Origin of the sequence: Kribbella sp. NPDC049174 (assembly GCF_043197365.1) — a bacterium.
GTDB lineage: Bacteria > Actinomycetota > Actinomycetes > Propionibacteriales > Kribbellaceae > Kribbella.
In genome coordinates, this window is sequence record NZ_JBICSZ010000004.1 from 460,586 (window position 1) to 482,885 (window position 22,300).

General features: G+C 68.0%; 17 protein-coding genes and 1 pseudogene. 4 read left to right on the plus strand and 14 right to left on the minus strand.

The window, feature by feature from the left end; all coding sequences use genetic code 11:
* Window positions 1-28: 28 nt before the first annotated feature.
* The 14 genes from ACGFIF_RS24235 to ACGFIF_RS24300 all read right to left on the minus strand — a co-directional run bounded on the left by ACGFIF_RS24235 (window position 29) and on the right by ACGFIF_RS24300 (window position 17,396).
* A complete protein-coding gene (locus tag ACGFIF_RS24235; RefSeq protein WP_393157457.1) occupies window positions 29-1,069 on the minus strand; it encodes an ABC transporter permease in 1,041 nt (346 codons plus the stop codon).
* Between the two features lie 119 nt (window positions 1,070-1,188).
* Window positions 1,189-2,124: an MBL fold metallo-hydrolase gene (locus ACGFIF_RS24240; protein WP_393157459.1), complete on the minus strand. Its 936-nt coding sequence runs from the start codon at window positions 2,122-2,124 to the stop codon at window positions 1,189-1,191.
* A gap of 4 nt (window positions 2,125-2,128) precedes the next feature.
* On the minus strand, window positions 2,129-2,902 hold the full coding sequence (locus tag ACGFIF_RS24245; protein ID WP_393157461.1) for an enoyl-CoA hydratase/isomerase family protein: 774 nt from the start codon (window positions 2,900-2,902) through the stop codon (window positions 2,129-2,131).
* On the minus strand, window positions 2,895-4,001 hold the full coding sequence (locus ACGFIF_RS24250) for a hypothetical protein (RefSeq protein ID WP_393157463.1): 1,107 nt from the start codon (window positions 3,999-4,001) through the stop codon (window positions 2,895-2,897). The genes ACGFIF_RS24245 and ACGFIF_RS24250 overlap by 8 nt, the downstream gene beginning before the upstream one ends.
* Window positions 3,998-5,203 (minus strand): CaiB/BaiF CoA transferase family protein, encoded by a 1,206-nt coding sequence (locus ACGFIF_RS24255; RefSeq protein ID WP_393157465.1) that lies wholly within the window; start codon window positions 5,201-5,203, stop codon window positions 3,998-4,000. Before ACGFIF_RS24255 ends, ACGFIF_RS24250 begins: the two co-directional genes overlap by 4 nt.
* On the minus strand, window positions 5,200-5,946 hold the full coding sequence (locus tag ACGFIF_RS24260; protein ID WP_393157466.1) for an SDR family NAD(P)-dependent oxidoreductase: 747 nt from the start codon (window positions 5,944-5,946) through the stop codon (window positions 5,200-5,202). Before ACGFIF_RS24260 ends, ACGFIF_RS24255 begins: the two co-directional genes overlap by 4 nt.
* Before the next feature lie 5 nt (window positions 5,947-5,951).
* A complete protein-coding gene (locus tag ACGFIF_RS24265; RefSeq protein WP_393157468.1) occupies window positions 5,952-7,766 on the minus strand; it encodes a right-handed parallel beta-helix repeat-containing protein in 1,815 nt (604 codons plus the stop codon).
* Window positions 7,767-7,814: 48 nt separating this feature from the next.
* Entirely contained in the window at window positions 7,815-9,653 is a 1,839-nt protein-coding gene (locus ACGFIF_RS24270; protein ID WP_393157470.1) for a right-handed parallel beta-helix repeat-containing protein, read from the minus strand.
* Window positions 9,654-9,682: 29 nt separating this feature from the next.
* A complete protein-coding gene (locus ACGFIF_RS24275) occupies window positions 9,683-11,560 on the minus strand; it encodes a right-handed parallel beta-helix repeat-containing protein (RefSeq protein ID WP_393157472.1) in 1,878 nt (625 codons plus the stop codon).
* A 26-nt stretch (window positions 11,561-11,586) separates the two neighbouring features.
* The gene (locus tag ACGFIF_RS24280) at window positions 11,587-12,390 is read right to left on the minus strand and encodes a hypothetical protein (RefSeq protein ID WP_393157474.1); all 804 of its coding nucleotides are present in this window, start codon (window positions 12,388-12,390) and stop codon (window positions 11,587-11,589) included.
* An 8-nt stretch (window positions 12,391-12,398) separates the two neighbouring features.
* A complete protein-coding gene (locus ACGFIF_RS24285) occupies window positions 12,399-14,357 on the minus strand; it encodes a hypothetical protein (protein WP_393157475.1) in 1,959 nt (652 codons plus the stop codon).
* Complete coding sequence (locus ACGFIF_RS24290; RefSeq protein ID WP_393157477.1) at window positions 14,354-15,238, minus strand: carbohydrate ABC transporter permease; 885 nt, start codon at window positions 15,236-15,238, stop codon at window positions 14,354-14,356. Before ACGFIF_RS24290 ends, ACGFIF_RS24285 begins: the two co-directional genes overlap by 4 nt.
* A complete protein-coding gene (locus ACGFIF_RS24295; protein ID WP_393157479.1) occupies window positions 15,235-16,131 on the minus strand; it encodes a carbohydrate ABC transporter permease in 897 nt (298 codons plus the stop codon). The genes ACGFIF_RS24290 and ACGFIF_RS24295 overlap by 4 nt, the downstream gene beginning before the upstream one ends.
* Window positions 16,128-17,396 (minus strand): ABC transporter substrate-binding protein, encoded by a 1,269-nt coding sequence (locus ACGFIF_RS24300; protein WP_393157481.1) that lies wholly within the window; start codon window positions 17,394-17,396, stop codon window positions 16,128-16,130. The genes ACGFIF_RS24295 and ACGFIF_RS24300 overlap by 4 nt, the downstream gene beginning before the upstream one ends.
* Window positions 17,397-17,573: 177 nt before the next feature.
* Between ACGFIF_RS24300 and ACGFIF_RS24305 the strand changes: the two genes are divergently transcribed.
* From ACGFIF_RS24305 to ACGFIF_RS24320, 4 genes and pseudogenes are all read left to right on the plus strand, one after another.
* Complete coding sequence (locus tag ACGFIF_RS24305) at window positions 17,574-18,689, plus strand: FCD domain-containing protein (RefSeq protein WP_393157482.1); 1,116 nt, start codon at window positions 17,574-17,576, stop codon at window positions 18,687-18,689.
* The gene (locus ACGFIF_RS24310; protein ID WP_393157483.1) at window positions 18,682-19,491 is read left to right on the plus strand and encodes an amidohydrolase family protein; all 810 of its coding nucleotides are present in this window, start codon (window positions 18,682-18,684) and stop codon (window positions 19,489-19,491) included. Before ACGFIF_RS24305 ends, ACGFIF_RS24310 begins: the two co-directional genes overlap by 8 nt.
* Window positions 19,492-19,502: 11 nt before the next feature.
* Window positions 19,503-21,944 carry a glycoside hydrolase N-terminal domain-containing protein gene (locus ACGFIF_RS24315; RefSeq protein ID WP_393157484.1) on the plus strand — a complete coding sequence of 814 codons (2,442 nt, stop codon included), beginning with the start codon at window positions 19,503-19,505 and terminating at the stop codon, window positions 21,942-21,944.
* A pseudogene (locus ACGFIF_RS24320) lies at window positions 21,941-22,291 on the plus strand (aldo/keto reductase); the annotation flags it as partial. The gene ACGFIF_RS24315 and the pseudogene ACGFIF_RS24320, both read left to right, overlap by 4 nt.
* Window positions 22,292-22,300 lie beyond the last annotated feature (9 nt).

The following is a 22,300-nucleotide window of genomic DNA, read 5'->3' on the forward strand; positions in this document are numbered from 1 at the left end:
CGCGCCGGAGGCGCGGCAATGTGCACTGTCATGATTTCCGGTACACCCCCGCCTCGCCGAAGACGTGTGCGATCTTGTTGGCGCCGATCACCAGGGCGACGGCAACAAGACCCTTGACCAGACCCACCGCGGCCGAGACGCCCCACTGACCTGCGAGCACGCCGTTGTTGTAGACGTAGGTGTCCAGGACCTCGCTCGCCGGTCTACCGACCAAACTCTGCTGCAGGATGATCTGCTCGAAGCCGACGGTGAGCGAGTCGCCGAGCCGCAGGATCAGGAGCAGGATGATCAACCCGCGGATCCCCGGCACGGTGATGTGCCACAGCTGCCGCAATCGCGAGGCTCCGTCGACCCGGGCGGCCTCGTACAGCCCGTTGTCGATCTGGGTCAGCGCGGCCAGGAACAGGATCGTGCCCCACCCGGTGTCCTTCCAGATCACCTGGCTGGTGAGCAGCGCGATGAAGGTGTCGGGATTGCCGAGGAAGTCGATCGCCGCCATGCCCTGGGACCGCAGCGCGTTGTTGATCATGCCGCTGCCGCCCAGCACCTGCTGGAAGATCGCGATCACGATGACCCAGGACAGGAAGTGCGGCAGGTACAGCACCGACTGGACGATGCGCTTGATCCGCTCCGACAACAGGCTGTTCAGCAGCAGGGCCAGCGCGATCGGTGCCGGGAAGACGAAGACCACCTGGACCAGCGTGATCAGCAGCGTGTTCTTCAGCGCGTTGAGGAACTCCGCGTCACCGTTGAAGATCACCGCGAAGTTGTCCAGCCCGACCCAGGCGCTGCGCCCCATCGGAACGAACGGCAGGTACTCCTGGAACGCGATCAGGTTGCCGAGCAGCGGCAGGTAGTGGAACGCGAGCAGCAGCCCCAGACCGGGCAGCGCCATCAGCAGCAGGACCTTGTCCCGCCGGGCCCGCGCCCACCAGGACAGCCCCTGGCCGGGTGGTCGGGCGGATCTCAGGTTGGAGGTGCCCGGTGGTCCGGACCCTGACGAACCGTCTCGTTCGATCGGCGCGGATTGCTCGGTCTCCGGGCGGAGGATTCCGTCGATTCGTGCCACGCGACACTCCCTGCGTCGTTGCCGGACGCCGCTCTCCCGGTTTGGAGAGCGCTTACCATTACAACGTTGATATCGCGTCTCGGCGCGTCACGCTAGGTCGAACGGTGGGTCTTTTTGAGTTACCTCAGGTGCCAGCGGGGTTCGGCATGGCGCTCGCGGGCCAGGAGTTCGAGGTGCGCCCGGGCCATCCGGACGGTCTGCAGGCACACTCCGCCGAAGTCGCCGAGCTCGGTACCGATCGCGCCCGCCAGATCACGCACCGTGAGTGAACCCTTCGCCCGGAGCAGGCCGGCCGTGAACGAGTGGACGTCGTCGACCCACTCCAGGCTGTCGAGGATTCTCTTCCGGCCGGCGTCCGCGTCGAGGGCATCTCCGTGGGACGGGACCAAGGCGTCGAAGTCCAGCTCCAGCAGGCGATTCAGGCCCGTGACGTAGTGCTCGACGTCGGTGTAGAGCGGGGCCAACCACACCGAGCCGTCCAGGTAGGGCTGACCCCGCCCTTGGACGTCGTCGAAGGTGAAGAGCGTCCGGGAGGACTCATCCAGTACGGCGATGTGGCCCGGGGAGTGGCCACTGGTGGTGGTGACACGCAGTGGTCGTTCGGCGGGCAGCAGGTCGCCGTCGCGGAGTAGTACGTCGACCCGGACGCGGTCGTCGAGCATCTCCAGCAACTCGGCCCGCTCGGCCTCGGACAGGTCGAGCGCGGCCGGATCCGAACCCCACAACTCGGTCAGCAGCGTCTCGTTGTCCTCCAGCCACCTCACCTCAGCCGCGGGAGCCGCCACGCGCGCACCGCTCAACGCCTTCAGTACGGCGTTCCCACCCATGTGGTCGGGATGCGCGTGGCTGTTCACCACCAGCGTCAGATCCGCCAACCCCAACCCGAGCGTGGCCAACTCCGGCGCGGTCGCCGCCTCAGGCGTGGACGCGATACCGGAGTCGAGCAGTACCAGCTCGGAGCCGGCGTCGATCACGTGCAGCCACAGGGGCAGACCACACACGTGCGGGTAGTCCGTCGCCAACCGATGGATTCCCGGTGCGATCTCAGTCGGCACAGGCTCACCGTCCTTCGAAGTCGCCGGTACGACGCTCGGCGAAGGCGGCCCGGCCTTCGGCTGCGTCACGGGTCCCGAGAGCCACGGCCTGGAGCTCCCGCTCGTACTGGATCGCGGACTCGAGGCCCATCGACAGGGCGGCCCGCAGGTTCGCCTTCGCCGCCTGGGCCGCGATCGGTGGCCGCTCGGCGATCCGATGCGCCAGCTCGGTGGCCGCAGGCAACAATTCGTCACCCGGCAGCACCCGGCTGACCAGTCCGATCCGCAGCGCCTCCGCGGCATCGATCGGATCACCGGTCAGCAGCATCATCGCCACGTCACTCGCCGCCGCGCTCGCGGCCAGCAACGCGGTCACCCCACCGCCGCCGATCCACCCGAGCTTGATCTCCGCCGCGGCGAAGCTCGCGGTCGACGCCGCCAGCCGGATGTCGCACGACAACGCCAGTTCCAGCCCGCCGCCGTACGCATACCCGTTGATCGCCGCGATCACCGGCGTACGCAGTCCACGCAGCGCGTCGCAGTAGTCGCGGCGGTTCCGGAAGTGCCATGGGCTGTCGTAGGCATCGAGCTCGCCGACATCGCTGCCGACCGAGAAGGCCCGATCGCCCGCGCCGGTCACCACCACCGCGCGCACGGACGGGTCGTCGTCGATCCGCGGGATCAGCTCGAGCAACTCGGTGCTCATCGCGCGGGTGGCCGCGTTCAACTTCGCCGGCCGGTCGAGGGTCAGCACCCCGACCCGGCCGTCCTGCTCGAAGCGGATCCGGCCCTCATCCATGGTTTGCCCTCCGGTAGTCGTCCTCGATCCGATCGACCGCGGTCGCAAGGTCGGCGGTGTTGCCGAGCAACGCGCGGACCCGCGATGACAGCTCGTCCTGGAAGGCGATCCAGCCGTCGAACCGGGGCCGGACGTACGACGTCGTGAGCGTGCCGAACGTGGCCGAGTAATGCCCGTTCCACGCCTTGTCCACCACATCGGACGCCCACACGGCCGCTGTCGCCGACTGCCCGCCGACCGTCGACACGACGTCCAGCTGAGTCCCGACGTCCAGCAGTCCGCGCACGTACTTCGTCACCGCCAGCACTCGCGTACATGCCCGCGGCGTGACCGCCAGTCCTGTCCCGCCAAGCGTGCCGTTACCCAGCCGATCGTCGGGCCGCAACCGCGGTGCCGCCGACCACGTCAACGGCTGACGGCCCTCACTCACGCCGCCGTAGTACGCGTAACTGTAGACCAGCGGGCAGCACACCAGCTCATTGCTGTCAGCAAGCAATTCGTGGATCCCGATGGGATCGAGCGAGGCCGCATTCTGGTCACTCCGCTGCCACACCTCACGCAGCAGCTCGAGAGCTTCCACCGCGCGCGACCGGTCGAGCAGTGCAGTCCCCGACCGATCACCGGCCAGGCCGAGCAGCATCAGCCCGGCATGCGGCCCGGCGACACACAGCACGACGCCGGACAGGTCCAAGACCTCTGTCCACGAAGCAGGGGGCTGACGAAGCCGGTCGGGGCGGAAGAGACAGGTCTGTGTGGCGGCGTCCAGTGGCAGCGCCCAGCCGTAACCGTCCAGCCGATAGCTGTCCCACGTCGGCTCGACCGCGCGATCCCGCCACACCTTGAGATCTCGTGCCGCGAACACGTCCTCGACCGGCAGGATCGCCCCGGCCTCGATCGCGGCGCCGAGCCCCGGATGGTCCACGACGAGCAGGTCGTACCGCGAGGCGAGCTCGGACAGTGGTGTGGACTCGAATCCGGACAACGGCTGGCGATCCCACACCACCCGCACGCCGGGTGCGCCGCCGGCCGCCTCGAACGCCTCCAGCGGCCGGTACCCACGAGGGTGGTCCCAGGTGAGCCCTCTCAGCTGGACGGTCATGGAGCGATCACGCCGTCCCGTGCGCGAACCACCCCTCGGCGGACGAGCGCCTCGCGACGTTCAGCCGGCACGCCAAGCTCAGCCAGCAACTCGTCCGTGTGCTCACCGGTCAGCGGTGCGGCGCGTCGTACCTCGGCCGGCGTCCGGCTGAACCGGTACGGGAACCCTGGCGTCGTCACCGTGCCCTCGGTCGGGTGCTCGTACGTCACGAACGACTCGTTGTGCAGCACCTGCGGGTCCGACTGGATGTCGGCGTACGAGTACACCGGACCACACCAGACGCCGCGCTCCCGCAGCTTGTGCAGCCAGTGGTCGGTCGACTCCCGGGTCAGCGCCGCCGAGACGGCCGCGGAGATCTCGTCCCGGCGGACGAACCCGTCCCGCTCCGCATCGAGCTCGGCCAGCGCGGGTACGTCGAGCACCTCGGCCAGAACCGGAAGCTCGGCGAAAGCAAGGGACAGATAGCCATCGGCGGTGCTGAAGATGCCGTACGGCGCCCGGATGTAGCTGTGCGCGTGCACCTCCTCGGACCGTGTCTGGGCGACGCGACCGACCGCGTGCACGGACAGTTCCTGCATCTGCAGGGCGATCACCGCATCCAGCATGTTGACCTGAACCAGCTGCCCTTCGCCGGTGCGTTCGCGATGGAGAAGAGCGGCGAGAACGCCCTCGAACGAGCTGTAGGCGGTCACTGCATCAGCCAGGAAGTACGGCGCTGCCACCGGCGGCTCACCTGGTCGACCCGCACTGAACAGCGCGCCACTCATCGCCTGTACGAGCAGGTCCTGCCCCGGCCAGGATGCATACGGACCGGTTTCGCCGTATCCCGACACCGAGACGTAGACCAGGTCGGGCTTCAGCGCGCGCAAGGTCTCGTAGTCCACACCCAGCCTGGCAGCGACGCCTGGTCGGTAGTTCTGCAGGAACACGTCCGCCGTACGCACCAACTCGTAGAGCAACTCGCGGCCTTCGTCGGACTTCAGGTCGACCGCGAGACTGCGCTTGTTCCGATTGAGGGACAGGAACGACGCGTTCACTTCGTTGCCGACGGCACCGCCGGCGGCCGTCTGCCGCTGCCACTCGCCGCCGACCGGCTCGACCTTGACGACATCCGCGCCGAGGTCACCGAGCCGCATCGCGGCCAGCGGTCCGGCCATCGCCACCGAGAGATCGAGCACGCGGTAGCCGGTCAGGATGCTCATTGGGCCGTCCAGCCGGCGTCGACGGGCAGTACGGCGCCGGTGATGAACGAGGCGTCGTCGCTGGCCAGGAAGGCGATCGCGGCGGCGACCTCACCTGGCTGCCCGATCCGGCCGAGTGCGTGGTGCCGGTCGACCATCGCCTGCATCGCGCCCGGATCGTCCTCGCCGCCGACCTTGCCGTTGCGGATCAGCGGCGTGTCGATCAGCCCGGGTGCGACGCAGTTCGCCCGGACCCCGGCCCGGCCGTGGTCCAGCGCCATCGCGCGGGTCAGGTTCTCCACGCCGGCCTTCGCCGCGCAGTACGCCGACCGGTTGCGCTCCCCGACCGTGCCGACCGCCGACGAGATCGTCACGATCGATCCGCCGCCCTGCTCGATGAAGCGCGGCAGCACCGCCCGGCAGGAGTTGTAGACGCCGGTCAGGTCGACGTCGAGGATCGTCTGCCACTCCGATGGCGTCGTGTTCGGCACGGTGTCGCAGACGTCGACCCCCGCGGCGCTGACCAGGACATGCACCGCGTCCAGCGATGCGACGACCTCGACCGTGCCGTCGAGGTCAGTGACATCCAGCTCATAGCCTCGGCCACCCAGCGACTTGCCCAGCTCGATGGCCGCCGTACCGTCGCGATCGCAGACCACCACCGTGCCGCCCTCGGCGGCGATCCGGTGGGCCGTGGCCGCGCCGATCCCGGAGGCACCTCCGGTGATCAGCGCGACCTTGCCCGCAAAACGTTGCGTGTCCATATACCTCAGGGCTTCTCGTAGGGGAAGGACGGCAGTACGCCGATCTGGTCGTACTGCATCCGGGAGTCGTCGAACCCGGGCTCCCAGCTGACGTTGGCGAAGGTGTCACACGGTCCCGCGGACGGCCCGTGGTACGGATCGCTCTCGGTGTTGGTCACCTTCACGTCGGAGAACGCGAACCCACAGCCGCCGAAGTCCATGTGCACGCCGTACGGCTTGCTGTCCGGCATCGACGGATCGGCGTTCGCGTCGTCGATGATCAACTGCGACACGGCCGCGTCCGGGGTGTACGGCGGCTGGTTGCGGACGCCGTACGCGTAGAACGGACCGGTGTCCCCGCTGTCCTTGGCCAGGTGCGACAGCCGCACGTGGTGGACGGTGTTGCCGCCGGTGTAGTTGTCCTGGTTCGGGACCTCCGGTCGCGACTCGATGCTGATGCCGTAACGGGCGCCGTGCTCGACGACGGTGTGGCTGATCTCGTTGCGGCCGCTGTTCATGATCTCGACACCGGCCGAGTCACCTGGGACCAGCTCGCCGATGTGGTGGATGTAGTTGTTGGTGAAGGTGTTGCCGTGGGCAAGATCGCCCTCGCCCGGCCACCCGCCTTCGACCTTGATGCCGTCGTTGCCGAGATGCTCGAGCAGACTGTCGGAGACCGTCGTCTTCTCGTTGGCGAACAGCAGCTCGATCGCGGTGAACCCGGTCTGTTGCAGATGCAGCCGGGTCAACGTGACCCCACGGGTGTTGGTCAGCGTGATCGCGCCCCACCGGTTGCGCGGCAGCTCGATCTGCGTGTCGTACTTCGGGTACGGGCGCTTGTAGCCGGAGTCGCCGGTCCCGTTCCAGCCGTAGCGGTACCACTCCATGAAGTCGGTGTGCTGGATCGCGAACCCGTCGAGGGTCAGGTTCTCCACCCGCCGGTTCACCGATGCGCCGGCGATCGAGAACACCTGCGTCACCTCGGGGCGCTGGACCTTGACGCCGTCCATCGTGCCGCCGGCCGGCTTGTAGTACAGCTGCTTCGCCGGGTAGTCGAGGTAGTACTCCCCCGCCTGGTCGAGCAGGCTGAGCGAGTTCTGCACGAAGTACCGCGAGCCGCCGCCGGAGTTGATGAACCCGTAGCGCGCCGGGTAGACCAGCGTCGTCCGCCGCTTGGTGTGGTTGATGTCCAGCAGCGGCACCGTGTCGGTGAACCACGACCAGGATCCACCCGACCAGACCGTGACCTGCGCCGGCCACGACGTACCGAGTCGCAGATCCCAGGCCGGATCCCAGTCACCGGCGTTGAACCCGATCTGGTCCCGGACCGCCTCCTTGGTCGGATCGAACAGGATCGAGCGCAGGTACGGCGCCCATTCCTCATCCGACCGCCGGTTCGGGTACCGGGCCGTGGTCGCCCGCTTCCCCTCGGCGTACAGGGTGTAGAAGGGCTGCTCCACGTCCACCGGCGCCTTGAAGATGCCGTCCTTGTACGGCGTCCAGCCGGTGACCTCGGTGGCGCCTTCGAACACCGCCTTCCCCGGGCCGTCCGCGCTCCGGTAGACGAGCTGGTGGCCGTTCGACCCGGAGTCGCGGTCGTCGAAGGTGATCGTCTTGTCGACCTGGTACGTACCGGCCTTGAGATTCACGACGAGGTCGCAGGACAGCTGACGGTTCAGACCGCGGGCGCGGATGGTGTCGCGGGCATGCTCGACCGTCCGCCACGGCTTGGACTTGGTTCCCGGTGCATTGTCCTTGCCGTCCGGCGATACCCAGAAGGACGAACATCCAGCAGACTGTTCGGCAGGCTTAACACCTAGGGCTGTACCTGCTCCAACCACTCCAAGAGCTAAACCGATAACCACTCCACCCAATACACGCATCCGGGGTCACCGCCCCGCCACGTCGTACGGGAAGCTGGGCAGTACGCCGATCTTGTCGTACTCCATCTTCGAGGCGTCGAAACCCGCCGCCCAGTTGGCATTCGTCACCTCGTTGCACTGGTACGACTGGTACTTGTCGTCGGTCACCTGGCCGACCTCGATGTCGGCGAAGCTGAAGCCACAGCCGCCCGCGTCCATGTGCACGCCCCGGGTGCCGCTGTCCGGCATCGAGGCGTCCGGGATCACGTCGGTGATCACCATCTGCTTCACCGTGTTCTGCACCGGGTGCGGTTCCTGGTTGTCGACGCCGTACGTGTAGAAGGCGCCCATGTCACCGCTGTCCAGACCGGTCTCCTCCAGCCGGATGTAGGAGAAGCTGTTGCCTGACGCGTACTGCTCGCCGTCCTTCACCTCCGGCCGGGACTCCAGGCTGATGCCGTAGCGCGCGCTGTGCTTCACGACCACGTGCGAGACCACGTTGTCGCCGGTGCTCAACAGCTCGATCCCGGCCGCGTCGCCCGGCACCAACTCGCCGATGTGGTCGATGTAGAGGTTGGTGAACGTGTTGTGGTGAGCGACATTGCCCTCGCCCGGGTAGCCGCCCTCGACCTTGATGCCGTCGGCACCGATGTTCTCCAGCAGGCTGTCGGCGATCTTCACGTGGTCGTTGGCGGACAGCAGGTAGACACCGTGGTAGCCGGTGTCGCGCAGGTGCAGCCCGGTGAGGTCCACGTTGCGGGTGTTGGTCAGTGTCACCGTGCCAAACCGGTTGCGGGTCATCTCGATCTGGCGGTCGAACTCCGGGTACTTGTGCTTCTGGCCGGAGTCACCCGCACTGATCCAGCCGGAGCGGTACCACTGCATGAAGTCGGTGGACGTGATCCCGAGCCCCTCGAAGGCGATGTCCTGGAGCCGTCGTGTCGGCGAGGCCCCGGCCAGCGACAGCACCTCGGTCTGCGTCGGGCGCAGTACCCGCTTGCCGTCCATCGTGCCGCCGCGCGGCTTGTCGTACAGCTCCTTCGTCGCCCAGTCGAGGTAGTACTCGTCCTCGGCGTCGAGCAGGTCCAGCGAGTTCTGGACGAAGTACCGCGAACCGGCCCGGGAGTTGATCATCGCGTACCGGGTCCAGTAGTCCAGGATGACCTTGTTGTCCTTCCAGTCCGCGTTCTTGATCGGCACCGTGTCGGTGAACCAGCTCCACGAGCCGCCGGACCAGATCATCAGCTGGGCCGGCCAGTCGGTGTAGCTGTTCAGGTTCCAGGTCTCGTTCCAGTCGCCGTCGGTGTAGCCGACCTGGTCGCGGACGGCCTCCTTCTCCGGCTCGATCAGGACCGATTCCAGGTACGGCGCCCACTCCTCGTCCGACCGCCGGTTCGGGTACCGGGCCGTGGTGGCGCGTTCGCCGTCGACGTACAGCGTGTAGAAGGGCTGGTCGATGTCCACCTTGGCCTTGAAGATGCCGTCCTTGTACGGCGTCCAGCCGGTGACCTCCTGCGCGGCCTCGAGCACGGCCTTGCCCGGACCGTCCGCGCTCCGGTAGACGACCTTGTGGCCGTTCGACCCGGAGTCGCGATCGTCGAAGCCGATCGTCTTGGCGACCTGGTAGGTGCCTGCCTTCAGGTTCACCACCAGATCACAGGACAACTGCCGGTTCAGCCCCCGGGCACGGATCGTGTCCCGGGCCTGCTCCACGGTGCGCCACGGCTTCGACTTGGTCCCGGGTGCCTTGTCGTTGCCGTCCGGGGCGACCCAGAAGGACTGGCACCCCTCGGCTTCCTTCTCAGGGGTGACTCCGAGCGCGGAGCCGGCTCCGATCACCAGACCGACGCCCAGAGCGAGCCCCACTGCCAAACTTCGCTGCGGCCACATCGCGATCACCGCCCCGCCACGTCGTAGGGGAAGGTCGGCAGTACGCCGATCTTGTCGTACTCCATCTTTGAAGCGTCGAATCCGGCCACCCAGTTGGCGTTGGTCACCTGGTTGCACTGGTACGACTGGTATTTGTCGTCGGAGACCTTCCCGACCTCGATGTTGGCGAACGAGAATCCACAGCCGCCGGCGTCCATGTGCACACCGCGGGTACCACCGGCGTCCGGCATCGACGGGTCGGGGATCACGTCACCGATGACGACCTGCTCGACGGTGTTCTGCACCGGATGCGGCTCCTGGTTGTCGATGCCATAGGTGTAGAACGCGCCCATGTCACCGCTGTCCAGGCCGGTCTGGTCCAGCCGGATGTACTTGAAGCTGTTGCCCGACGTGTACTGATCGCCGTCCTTGACCTCCGGCCGCGACTCCAAGCTGATGCCGTAGCGCGCACTGTGCTTCACGACGATGTTGGAGATCGTGTTGTTGCCGGTGTCCATCAGCTCGATCCCGGCCGAGTCCCCAGGGACCAGTTCGCCGATGTGGTCGACGAAGACGTTGGAGATGGTGTGGTGGTTGCTCAGGTCACCTTCACCCGGCCAGCCGCCCTCCACCTTGATGCCGTCGGCACCGATGTTCTCCAGCAGGCTGTCGGTGATCCGGGTGTGGTCGTTGGCGAACAGCAGGTAGATCCCGGTGAAGCCGGTGTCGGACAACCGCAGCCTGGTCAGGTCGATACCGCTGGTGTTGGTCAGCTTGATCGCACCGAACCGGTTCCGCGGCATCTCGATCTGCCGGTCGTACTCCGGGTACTTGTGCTCGACACCGGCGTCGCCGCTGGACACCCACCCGTTGCGGTACCAGCTGACGTAGTCGGAGTACTGCACCCCGAGCCCGTCGAAGGTCACATCGTGCAGCCGCTGCTCGGGCGAGGCACCGGCGAGATCCAGCACGGTCTTCACGGTCGGCCGCAGGATCCGCTTGCCGTCCATCGTGCCGCCGCGCGGCTTGTAATAGACCTCACCGGCCTTGTAGTCGAGGTAGTACTCCCCCGGCTGGTCGAGGAAGCTGAGCGAGTTGTGGAAGAAGTACCGTGAACCGCCGCGGCTGTTGACCATCGCGTAGCGGGTCCAGTGCTTCAGCGTGGTCTGGGTCTTCTTGAAGTTCGTGTCCAGCAGCGGGATCGTGTCGGTGAACCACGACCACGAACCGCCCGACCAGATCGTCACCGACGCCTGGCTCAGGTCCCAGGTGGGGTCCCAGTCACCGGGAGTGCCCCACATCCAGTTGCGCACGTCCATCTTGTCCTCTTCGTAGAGGATGGACGTCAGGTACGGCGACCAGGTGTCCTCGGTGCCGCGGTTCGGGTAGCGGGCGTTGGTGGCCCTCCCCCCATTTGTGTACTGCCCGTCCTCGAACAGCGTGTAGAACGGCTTCGACGGGTCGACCTTCGCCTTGTAGATCCCGTCCTGGTACGGCGTCCAGCCGGTGATCTCCTCCGCACCGGACAGCGTCGCCTTGCCGGGGCCGTCGACGCTGCGGTAGACGACCCGGTGCCCGTTCTGGCCGGAGTCGCGCTGGTCGAGCTGGACCGTCGACGAGACCGGGTACTCGCCGGCCTTCAGGTTGACGGTGATGTCGCAGCCCATCCGGTCGTTGAGCCGCTTGTCCCGGATCTCGTCGCGGGCCCGGGTGATCGTCTTCCACGGGCTCTTCTCGGTGCCCTTGGCGCTGTCGTCGCCGTCGGGTGCGACATAGAAGTTCTCGCACTTGGCCGCGCCGGCGGGCTGGGTGTTCAGCTGGACGGCGGCGACTGCCACCAGGGCAGCCGCTACCACCCCGGCGCCGACGCTGAGCGCCGTACGCCTGGTTCTCTGTCTGGACATGTGGGCGGGGTCCTCTCGGGGGTCAGTCAGTCGCCGGCGGCGCCGTTGCCGTTCTGCGATCGCCAGCGCTCGTACTCGAGGCGGGTCTTCTCGGTCAGGGGGTAGTAGTCGCGCAGCGGCGCGCCCTCGTCGATCCGTCGACGGCTGAACTTCTCCCACTCGTCGTGCTCGGCGGCCGCCTGGACGACGGACTCCGCACGGCGTCGCGGTACGACGACCGCGCCGTCGTCGTCGGCGACGACCAGGTCGCCGGGCAGCGTCAGCACGCCGCCGACCGCGACCGGGACGTTGTACGCCCACGGGAACAGTTCGGACTGGGACGCGTAGTGCGGGGTGGCGCCGGTGGACCAGATCGGTACGTCGAGCTGCGACACCCGCGGGACGTCGCGGATCCGGCCGTCCACCACGATGCCGGCGCCGCCACGGAGCTTGAAGTAGCGGACCAGCATGTCGCCGAAGCAGCCGGTGGTGTGGCTGCCGTATGCCTGGACAACGAGCACGTCACCGGGCTGTACCTCGTCGAGTACGGCCCACAGCGCCGTACTGCGCTCGATGTACTCCTGCGTCTGGCCGTCGGCGATGTCTTCGCGCTGCGGCATGAACTGCAGCGTCAGCGCACGGCCGACCACCTTCCTGCCGGGAAACATGCTGGCCGGACCGTCGACGAAGGTCCGGCGGATGCCCTGTCCGTGCAACCGGGCGCAGGCGGTGGCCGACCCGATCTCGGACAACCGAGACACCAGGCCGGGATCCGGTGCCGGCGGGTTCTCGCCGCGCACCGGCAGGTCCCAGACCGGGGCGACCGGGGCTTGTTCGATACCGCTGCTCATATGTCTCCTCAGTCAAGCGCCACGTGCGCGGCGCGATAGGCGTTACGGGTCAGCCGCAGGTCGAGCCGGATGGTCCGGCCCGGCGGCATCGTGACTTCAAGTCTGTTGCCGCCGACAACGATCGTCGCGGTGCCCGGCGCCGGCGGCGGCGACGTGTAGGCGGGCGACGGGCCTGGGTAGGCACCGGTGGCGGTGGTGACGACGGCCTCGTCGATCCGGTCGGTGCCGAAGCTGCCGGCCTGGACGATCACGCGGCGGGTCTGGGTCGCGGACAGGTTGACCAGCTGCAGCCCGGTGCGATCGGGCTCGACCGTGTCGACCAGCGCGGCGACGTCGGCCGGGAGACCGGGGCGACCGCGTTCGGGGTCGAGGTACAGCACGCGCAACGGCAGCAGACCGCCGTTGTAGAGGAGTTGAGGCGTCCCTGTGGTCAGCTGCAGCAGGGCCTCGGTCGCGACCGGGTTGTGCCGTTGCCAGTGGTGGATGTTCATCTCGGCCGGGTCGGTGGTGTCGACGGCCATCAGGTCCATCCGGCGTTGCACCTGGGAGAGGGCGACCCCGAGCATCGCCTCGGGATAGCCGGGGTTGTCCCCCGCGAGGTAGGCCAGCCAGGGCGCCTCGTGCCCGGCGTCCTCCTTGTTCCGGAAATCGCGCACGGTCCGCCAGTCGTAGCCGCTGCGCTCCCGGAGCTGTTGCAGCCGTTCGCGATCGGAGGACTCGAAGGCGGCCTGCCACAACCAGATCGGCAGACCCAGCTGCGGCGGCTGGTAGTCGAACCAGCCGTCGTCGCCGTACCGGTTCGGAATCAGCAGCGTCGGGTTCGCGCAGTCCGCACCGAGCTCGGCCTGCCAGCGATCCCGGATGCTCAGCTCGGTGTCGTCGACAGCGGCGGTGATTCCTCGCTCGTACAGGTGGTCCAGCAGCTTCCGGGCGAGGTCGAGCCGGCTCGAGTCGCCAGTCAGGACTGCGCCGTTGACCGCCGCGATGCAGGCGGCGGAACCGACGGAGTACACGCCGTGCGGCCAGTTCCAGCCGTAGTTGCCGCCGTACCAGCGTCCGTCGTGCAGCTCGCCGACCGCACCGCTCGGACCGACGTTGTCCGGGAGCAGCCCGCCGTTGGCCGCGGCGCGTTCCTGCCAGGCGTCGAGGTACTCCAGCGTCCAGGCCGCGAACCGGTCGTTGTGGTCGTAGAGCCAGGCGTTGGCGGTCAGCGTGGTCGCGGCCAGGTTCACCGCGACGTCTCCGGCACCCAGCCGGCGGATCATCTCCGCGCCCATCAGGTCGGCCTTCGCCGGATCCTTGAGGTCGTCCCAGGTCTGGATCCCCGGTACGCCGGACAGCGGCAACCCGAAGATGCGCATGTTCGTGAGATCGGCGCCGTACGTGCGCCACTCGTCGTTGATGCCCCAGCGCGGGCCACCGCCGCCGTTGTGCGGCGCCCGGATCGTGCGCGTCGCCGCGTCGTAGTTGCCGGCCGGCGAGCCGGGCAGATACAGCTCGGCGAATCGGTACGCCCGCTCGCGGAACTCCTCGTCACCCGGGTCGGCCGCGCACAGCGAGTAGAAGAAGATCATCGACTCGCCGATGTGGAACCAGTCGTAGCCACGCTCGAACTCGTCGACCAGGAACCCGAGGTCGGTGAGCTGACGGGTGACACCTTCCCAGTGCCACTTGGCGACGTCGATCAGGTCGTCCGCACCGCCGAGCTGGTAGAGCACCGGCCAGTTGACGAACGCCTCGTAGAAGTCGTCCGCGCCGTCCCGGCTCGGGACGGGTCCGGCGTACCGGAGGCTGCCGTCGGGCAGGCAGTAGCGTTCGCGGAACAGCCACCAGCCCTCGTCCATCACGTCGAACAGGCGGCGTTGCATGATCGCCCACGCGGGCGGGCTGCCGATCGGCGTCTCGGCGACGACCCGGGGCGGGGCTGCGACTGCAGTGGCATGCGCGCTGCTGGTCATCGTCGTCATCCCTTCGTCGCTCCTGCGGTGAGGCCGCTGATCACATGCCGCTGCAGCAGCACGAAGACCACCAGCAGTGGCGCCACCGCGAGCAGCAGCGTCGGGAAGACGACCGTGTAGTCGGTCGAGTACTGGCTCACCGCCGCGTAGACGCCGGTGGTGACGGTGTAGAGACCGCTGCCCGGACCGAGGATGATCTGCGGGTTCACGAAGTCGTTCCACACCGAGAAGGTGTTCAGGATGACCATCGTCACCACGGCCGGCTTCATCAGCGGGAAGACGATCGACCAGAAGATCCGGTGCCTGCCGGCGCCGTCGACCGCGGCCGCCTCGTCCAGACTGGCCGGGATGGTCATGATGTACCCGGCGTACAGGAAGATCGAGAACGGCAGGGTCAGCGTCGTCTCGAACAGCACGAAGCCCGGGATGGTCCCCATCAGCCCGAGGAACTTCAGCGTGTAGACGACCGGGATCACCAGCACCTGGCTGGGGATGAACGTGCCGGCGACGAACAGCAGCAGGAGCACGCGGTACCGGCGCTCGGTCCGGCGGGCGATCACGTACGACACCGGGCCGGCGAGCGCGACGGACAGCACGTTCACCGAGACCACGAACAGCGCGGTGACGGCGTACCCCTTGAGGATGTTGAAGTCCGGGTTGGTCCAGGCCTTCTGCAGGTACTCGGTGGTGAGCAGGTCCGGCGACAGCGAGAACGGGTGGGTGAGGATGTCCTGCTGCGACTTGAACGCGCTCACCACGAGCAGGTACATCGGCACGAGCATCAGCACACTCGTCACGACCAGGAACGCGATCCGGCCGGCGCCCTTCATCCGCACAGGCTTCGGCTGGACCACCTGGGTCTTCACCCGAGGGAGGCGAATCACACTCATGCCTTCGCTCCCTGATCCACCCGCGACCGCAGCCGGGCAACGGTGAGCGCGAGGCCCGCCGTCACAAGCATCAGTACGACCGACTGCGCCGAGCCGAAGCCGAGCGCGTTGTTGTGGAACGAGTCCCACAGGATCAGGTACGCCGCCGTCTGCGTCGAACCGGCCGGACCGCCGCCGGTCAGCGACACGACCAGGTCGTACGTCTTCAGCAGCGTGACCAGCGACAGGACCAGATTGACCGTCACCACCGGCGCGAGCGCGGGCAGCGTGACGTTCAGGAACGTCTGCCGCGGTGAGGCGCCGTCGATCCGCGCCGCCTCGAGCAGATCACGTGACACCGTCTGCAGACCGGCGAGGTAGAGCACCACGTTGACGCCGAACCCGGCCCAGACCAGTACGCCGATCAGACTGGCCAGCGCCCAGTTCGGGTCCGACAGGAACGGCAGCACCTCGGCGCCCTTGGACGTCAGGAAGCCGTTCACCACGCCCGACGTACCGAGGACGGCGCTCCACAGGAAGCCGACCACGAGTGCGCTCAGGACGTGCGGGTAGAACAGCACGACCCGGAAGAACGCGTTCAACCGGGACGCACCGTTCACCAGCAGCGCGAACCCGAGACCCAGCACGCTGAGCAGGACGGTGCCGACGGCGGCGATCAGCAGGGTCACCCACCCGGCGCGGATCGCCTCCTCGCTGCGCGCGAGATCGAGGTAGTTCTGCAGCCCGACGATCGCCGGGTTGGCGCTGTAGCCGTTCCAGTCGGTCAGGCTCAGGTAGATCGACAGGCAGACCGGGACCACGAGCATCACGACGAAGAGCAGCAGCGCGGGACCGACCATGCTCGCGGTGGTCAGCCGGTCCCGCAGGCGGGCGGCTGCTGCGGGGGTACTCACGACTTCGACCCCATCCAGCTGTCGATGCGCTTGGCGACGTCGGCCGCGGACTTGCCGGTGTAGAGACTCTGGACCGCCTTGTTCCATTCCCCGTTGAAACCTCCCGGCAGGGTGTTGGCGCCGTACCCCTCACCTTGCGCGACGTGCTTCGGCGCCTGGTCGAGGATGTCCTGCACCTGCTTGCCGAGCGGCGTCAGCTCGTCGGCGAAGCCCTTGCGGAAGTTCCCGTCCTGCTTCAGCTGACTCTGCACGGCCTTCTCGTCGGTGACCATCCACTGGACCAGCTTCACCGCGAGGTCACGCTGCTTGGTCGACTTCAGCACCATGTACGGCGCGGCCATCGTGACTCCCTGCGGACCCGGGTACGGCTGGCCGGCCTCGGTCGGCGCCGCGAACACGCCGAGGTCGAAGGTGGGCTTCTGGCTCTCCGCCGTCCGGACGAACCAGCTGCCCATGATGTACATCGCGGACTTGCCGGTCAGGAAGCTGGTCTGCGCGTTGACGTCGTCCAGGCCGAGCGCGTTCTTGTCGACGTACCCGTTCTTGATCCAGGACTCGTAGCGCTCGAGCAGCGGCAGCATGGTCTGGCCGACGGTGAGTTGCTTGGAGTTGACCTGCTGGTACCAGTCCGGGTGCTTGGTCGCGATCGACGGGTCGCTGAGTTGCAGCAGCTGCAACCCGGTCACGTAGTCGCCGGCGGTCTGCAGCGGCAGGTAGCCCGCGGCCTTCAGCTTGCCCATCGCGGCGGTCAGCTCGTCGAGGTTCTTCGGCGGCTCGCTGATACCGGCCTTGGCGAACGCGTCCTTGTTGTAGAACACCAGCGATTGCGCCTGCTGGCCGACGCCGACCGTGTAGACCTTGCTGTCCAGCGCGGCCTGCTCGACCAGCGGCGTGTCCTTGGTCCAGGCCTGGTCGGTGAGCTCGAGCATCTGCGGGGCGAGCGTCTTGTCGACCATCAGCGTCTCGACCACGTCCGGGGCGTTGCCGGCCGCGAGCAACTGCGGCAGCGTGTCCTTCACGCCCTGGCCGGTCGGCGCCTCGATCTTCACGTCGACACCGGGGTTGGCCTCCTCGAACGGTTTGACCAGCTCCTCCCAGTAACCCTTGGTCAGGTTGGGGGTGATGTTCACCAGCATCCGCACCTCGCCGGTGGGGCCACCGGCCGATCCGCCGTCGTCGCTGAAGCCGCCACCGCAGCCGGCCGCGCCCACCAGGATCGCGGCGGCCGCCACAACGCCGAATGAACGGCGTACCGAACGAGCCATGTCAGGGTCCTCCTCAGATCCTCCCGGCGTCGGGGGCGGCCGGGCGTCGTTAGCGATGGACGATGCAGGGAGTGACGCTCAAGTGTCAACGTTTAAACGGCAAACTGGACGTTCTGAGTCAGAAGTCCGCACCATAAGGGGTTGGCAGATTGCTGTGGGCCGGGTCACTATGCAGCCATGCCCGATGCCGGACGCCCCAAGTCGCCGCTGACCTTGTCGTCGGCCGAGCGTGCTGCGCTCAGCCATCTCGCCGCCGGGAACGGAACCAACCCGGCGATGCGGATCCGCAGCCGGATCGTGCTCGCCTGCGCCGAGGGCCAGTCGAACAAGGACGTCGCGGACCTGCTCTCGGTCACCCCCGGCACGGTCGGCAAATGGCGCCGCCGGTTCCTCCGGATGGGAATGGCCGGTCTCGACGACGGGATGCGCAGCGGCCGGCCGCGGATGGTCGACCGGGTGCAACTGGGCGCTGCCGGCGCAGGATCGATGGCCGATTCCGGACACCCGCCCTCGACCCGCGAGGTCGCCGCCGTTCACGGAGTGTCGCAATCGACCGTCGCGCGCCGTCGCCGCGAGGAGATCCACCGGCATCGCACCGGCGGCGGACTCGCGCTGGGCGCGGCCCAGCCGCCGCCCCCACCGTCGACCGATATCGAGTTGCTCTCGGATCGCGTCTACGAGGCGATCCGCGGCTGGATACTGTCCGGCGAGCTGGCCCCCGGCATGCGGGTGGTGGAGTCCGAGATCGCCCGCGTCCTCGGCACCAGCCAGACCCCCGCCCGGGAGGCGGTACGGCGGCTGGCCCACGAGGGACTGGTGACGTACCGGCCCCGGCTGGGCAACTTCGTCACCGAGATCTCCCAGGTCGAGGCCCGCGAGGCGCGCGAGGTCCGCGTACTGCTGGAGACCGCCGCGGCCCGGCGCGCGACCGGCCACGTCCCGCCGGAGGAGCTCGATCTGCTACGGATCGAGGTGCAGAGGATGACCGAGGCGGCCGAGCACCACGACATCGGCGCGTTCCGTGAGGCCGACCTGCGCTTTCACCGGCAGGTGCTCGCGACCAGCGGCAACTCGATGCTGCTGAAGGTCTGGCGCACGCTCGAGCCGGCGCTGTGGAACCTCCAGGTCGTCTCGAACGCCATGTACGCCGGCGACTGGGGCCTGATGGCCCGTCGTCACATCGATCTGGTCGAGGTCCTGGCCGGCACCGATCCCGAAGACGCGGCCCGCCTGTTCTCGGCCCACGCCCGCGGCGAGAGCTCCATCACCAGACCCGCGGGGCGCCATGACTGATGCGCCGGACAACCGCCCACCTCCGCGCGACCCCCTCGCTCCCCTCGACGCCCACGTCCACCTTTGGGACACCTCGCGTCGCTCGCTCCCTTGGCTCCCCGCCGGTCACCCCCTCCGCCGGGACTTCTCCCTCCGCGACTTCAGCGAAGCTGCTGACGGTCTCCCGGACACCATCCTGGTCCAGGCCGACGCCGATCCGCTCGAAGTCACCGACCTGCTCGACCTCGCCGCGACCACACCCTCCGTCCTCGGCGTTGTCGGCTGGTTCGACCTCCTGGCCGACGTACAGCTCCCGCAGCACGCCAAGCTGGTCGGCATTCGTTGCCCGCCCGCCGACCAGACCGACCCCGACGCGCTGACCGATCCGGCGCTCCTTCGCGGCGTACGGTCCGCTGCCGACGCCGGACTCGCCATCGACCTGCTCCTCCGACCCCCTGCCCTCACCGGCGCCGCGTGGCTCGCAACCGCTGTGCCCGACGCTCGCCTGGTACTCGACCACCTCGGCAATCCGGCCACCGCCGACGCCGACTGGCTCACCGGGTTGAAGGCACTCGCCGACTGCCCGAACGTCACCGTCAAGCTCTCCGGCACCGCCCACCTACCGTCCGACACCCTCGCCGAACTCATCGCCGTCGCGCTCGACCTGTTCGGCAGCGACCGGTTGATGTTCGGCTCCGACTGGCCCGTGTGCACGCTCTCCAGCAGTCGCGCCGAGGTCGTTCGCCGTACCACTGAACTGCTTCCGGCGGCCGCGCACAACGACGTGTTCCGCGGCACCGCCCAGCGCACCTACCGCCCCTAGGAGACCGCTCCATGACCGAATACACCCGACGCCAGGTCCTGCGGACCGCCGGCGCCGCGGCCGGCACCGCTGTCGTCGCCGGTACCCTGACCGATCCCCTCGCTGCAGCTGCCGCCGCGGCCGCAGGGCCTGAGCCGCTCGGCAGCGACACCAATCCGCTGAAGCTCTGGTACACCCAGCCCGCCACCGAATGGCTGCAGGCGCTTGCCGTCGGCAACGGTCGGCTCGGTGCGATGGTGTACGGCGGCATCGCGACCGAACAGCTCCAGCTCAACGAGGACTCGATCTGGGCCGGCGGACCACACCAGTACGACGACCCGGCCGGCCGCGAGGCACTGCCCGAGATCCGGCGACTGATCGCCGAGGAGGACTACCTCGCCGCGCAGATGCTGGCCGACGAGAAGTTCATGGGCCGTCCGACCGAGCAGATGCAGTACCAACCGATCGGCGACCTGATGCTGGCGTTCCCCGGCATCACCGAGGCCGGCGTCACGTCGTACCGGCGCGAACTCGACCTGACCACGGCAACCACCTCGGTGAACTACGTGGCCGACGGCGTCCGCTACACGCGTGAGGTGTTCGTCAGCCATCCGGACCAGGTCCTGGTGATGCGGCTGACCGCGGACAAGGCCGGTGCACTGTCCTTCGACGCGACGTTCACGACCCCGCAGGCGGCGACAGTCGATCGGTACGACGACCGGACGCTGACACTGAACGGGATCAGCGGGGATGCCGAAGGGCTCAAGGGATCGGTGAAGTTCTGCGCACTGGCCCGGGCGTTCGCCGAGGGCGGGACCACGAAGGTTGCTGACGGCAAGCTCACGGTGGCCGGTGCCAACGCGGTCACGCTGGTGCTGTCGATCGGGTCCAGCTACCGCAACTACCTCGACGTCAGCGCCGACCAGGTGGCCAAGGCGACGACGCATCTGCCGGCCGAGCGTCCGGCCTACGGACGGCTGCGGCAGACGCATATCGAGGACTACCGGCGGCTGTTCGGCCGGCTCGACATCGATCTCGGGACCTCGGACTCGATCGCGCTGCCGACCGACCAGCGAGTGGTCGCGTTCCGCAACGGTGGTGACCCGCAACTGGCTGCGCTGTACTACCAGTTCGGCCGGTACCTGCTCATCTCCAGCTCGCGCAGCCCGGGGCAACCCGCCAACCTGCAGGGCATCTGGAGCTACAAGATGCTGCCGGAGTGGCAGTCGAAGTTCACGCTGAACATCAACGCCGAGATGAACTACTGGCCCGCGGGTCCGGCCAACCTCGCGGAGTGCTGGGACCCGATGTTCCAGATGATCGCCGAGCTGGCCGAGTCCGGCGCGCGGACCGCTCAGGTGATGTACGACGCTCCCGGGTGGGTCGCGCATCACAACACCGACGGGTGGCGCGGTACTGCTCCGGTGGACTTCGCGTTCTACGGGGTCTGGCCGACCGGTGGGGCGTGGTTGTCGCTGCTGTTCTGGGAGCGGTTCGAGTACACCGGCGATCTGGCCATGCTGCAGAAGTACTACCCGGTGCTGCGTGGATCGGTGGAGTTCTTCCTCGACCAGTTGCAGACGGACGCGAAGACGGGCTATCTGGTGACCAGCCCGTCCCACTCGCCGGAGCTCAAGCATCACGACTACGACAACGAAGGTGTCAGCATCTGCGCCGGTCCGACGATGGACAGCGAGATCCTGCACGACCTGTTCAAGGTCTTCGGCCAGGCCGCAGCCCTGCTCGGTAAGGACTCCGCGATGGCCGCGCAGGTGGCCGAGGCGCGGTCCCGGCTGGCGCCGATCCAGATCGGGTACCTCGGACAGATCCAGGAGTGGCTGATCGACTGGGACGAGGCCGCGCTGGAGACGAGCCGCCATGTCTCGCATCTGTGGGCGCTGTTCCCGAGTGACCAGATCACACCTCGCCGTACGCCGGAACTCGCCGACGCGGCCCGGAAGTCGCTGGAACTGCGCGGCCCGGCGGTCACGGCCGGCTGGTCACTCGCCTGGAAGCTGAACATGCGGGCGCGGTTGCTCGAGCCGGACAACGCCTACAAGCACCTGACCCAACTGCTCGCTCCGGGCCGGACGGCGCCGAACCTGTTCGACCTGCATCCGCCGTTCCAGATCGACGGGAACTTCGGTGGCGTCTCCGGGATCACCGAGATGATCATGCAGAGCCACTCCGGTGAGGTCGCGTTGCTGCCGTGTGTCCCGGCGGCCTTCCCCACCGGCAAGATCCGCGGCCTGCGTGCGCGCGGCGGCTTCGACCTCGACCTCACCTGGTCCGACGGCAAGCTGACCCGGGCCCGCATCCGCTCCTTGCTCGGCAACCGCCTGAAACTCCGCACCGGTCTGCACGTGGATGTGAAGTCCAGCGCCGGCCCAGTAGCCTTCGCCCGCCCTGAAGACGGCGTAGTCGAGTTCCGCACCCGCCCAGGAGTCGACTACTACATCGAGCCCCGCCCATGATTGCGCTCGGCCCGCTGGGGCTGGGCACCGCACCGCTGGCTGGAGGTGAACCGGGTGCTGCCCAGGCTGCTGTTGAGGAAGCGCTGGCAGCCGGGATCGACTACTTTGACACGGCTCCGCTGTATGGAGCGGGGTCGGCTGAGCGGCGGCTCGGGGGTGCATTGGCTGGGGTGGATCGGGCGTCGTACAAGGTCTCGACGAAGGCCGGGCGGCGGGTGGTTGGTGATGGGGTCGAGTACGACTTCAGTGCCGACGGGATCGCGCGGTCGGTCGAGGACAGCCTGGCGCGGCTCGGGTTGGATCGGGTCGACATCGTGCACCTGCACGACCCGGACAACCACGTCCGGCAGGCCCTG

Coding starts and splice junctions, on each gene's coding strand:
- ACGFIF_RS24245 (WP_393157461.1), bottom strand. CDS start 2,902: ATGGATGAGGGCCGGATCCGCTTCGAGCAGGACGGCCGGGTCGGGGTG.
- ACGFIF_RS24250 (WP_393157463.1), bottom strand. CDS start 4,001: ATGACCGTCCAGCTGAGAGGGCTCACCTGGGACCACCCTCGTGGGTAC.
- ACGFIF_RS24255 (WP_393157465.1), bottom strand. CDS start 5,203: ATGAGCATCCTGACCGGCTACCGCGTGCTCGATCTCTCGGTGGCGATG.
- ACGFIF_RS24260 (WP_393157466.1), bottom strand. CDS start 5,946: ATGGACACGCAACGTTTTGCGGGCAAGGTCGCGCTGATCACCGGAGGT.
- ACGFIF_RS24275 (WP_393157472.1), bottom strand. CDS start 11,560: ATGTCCAGACAGAGAACCAGGCGTACGGCGCTCAGCGTCGGCGCCGGG.
- ACGFIF_RS24280 (WP_393157474.1), bottom strand. CDS start 12,390: ATGAGCAGCGGTATCGAACAAGCCCCGGTCGCCCCGGTCTGGGACCTG.
- ACGFIF_RS24285 (WP_393157475.1), bottom strand. CDS start 14,357: ATGACGACGATGACCAGCAGCGCGCATGCCACTGCAGTCGCAGCCCCG.
- ACGFIF_RS24290 (WP_393157477.1), bottom strand. CDS start 15,238: ATGAGTGTGATTCGCCTCCCTCGGGTGAAGACCCAGGTGGTCCAGCCG.
- ACGFIF_RS24300 (WP_393157481.1), bottom strand. CDS start 17,396: ATGGCTCGTTCGGTACGCCGTTCATTCGGCGTTGTGGCGGCCGCCGCG.
- ACGFIF_RS24305 (WP_393157482.1), top strand. CDS start 17,574: ATGCCCGATGCCGGACGCCCCAAGTCGCCGCTGACCTTGTCGTCGGCC.
- ACGFIF_RS24310 (WP_393157483.1), top strand. CDS start 18,682: ATGACTGATGCGCCGGACAACCGCCCACCTCCGCGCGACCCCCTCGCT.
- ACGFIF_RS24315 (WP_393157484.1), top strand. CDS start 19,503: ATGACCGAATACACCCGACGCCAGGTCCTGCGGACCGCCGGCGCCGCG.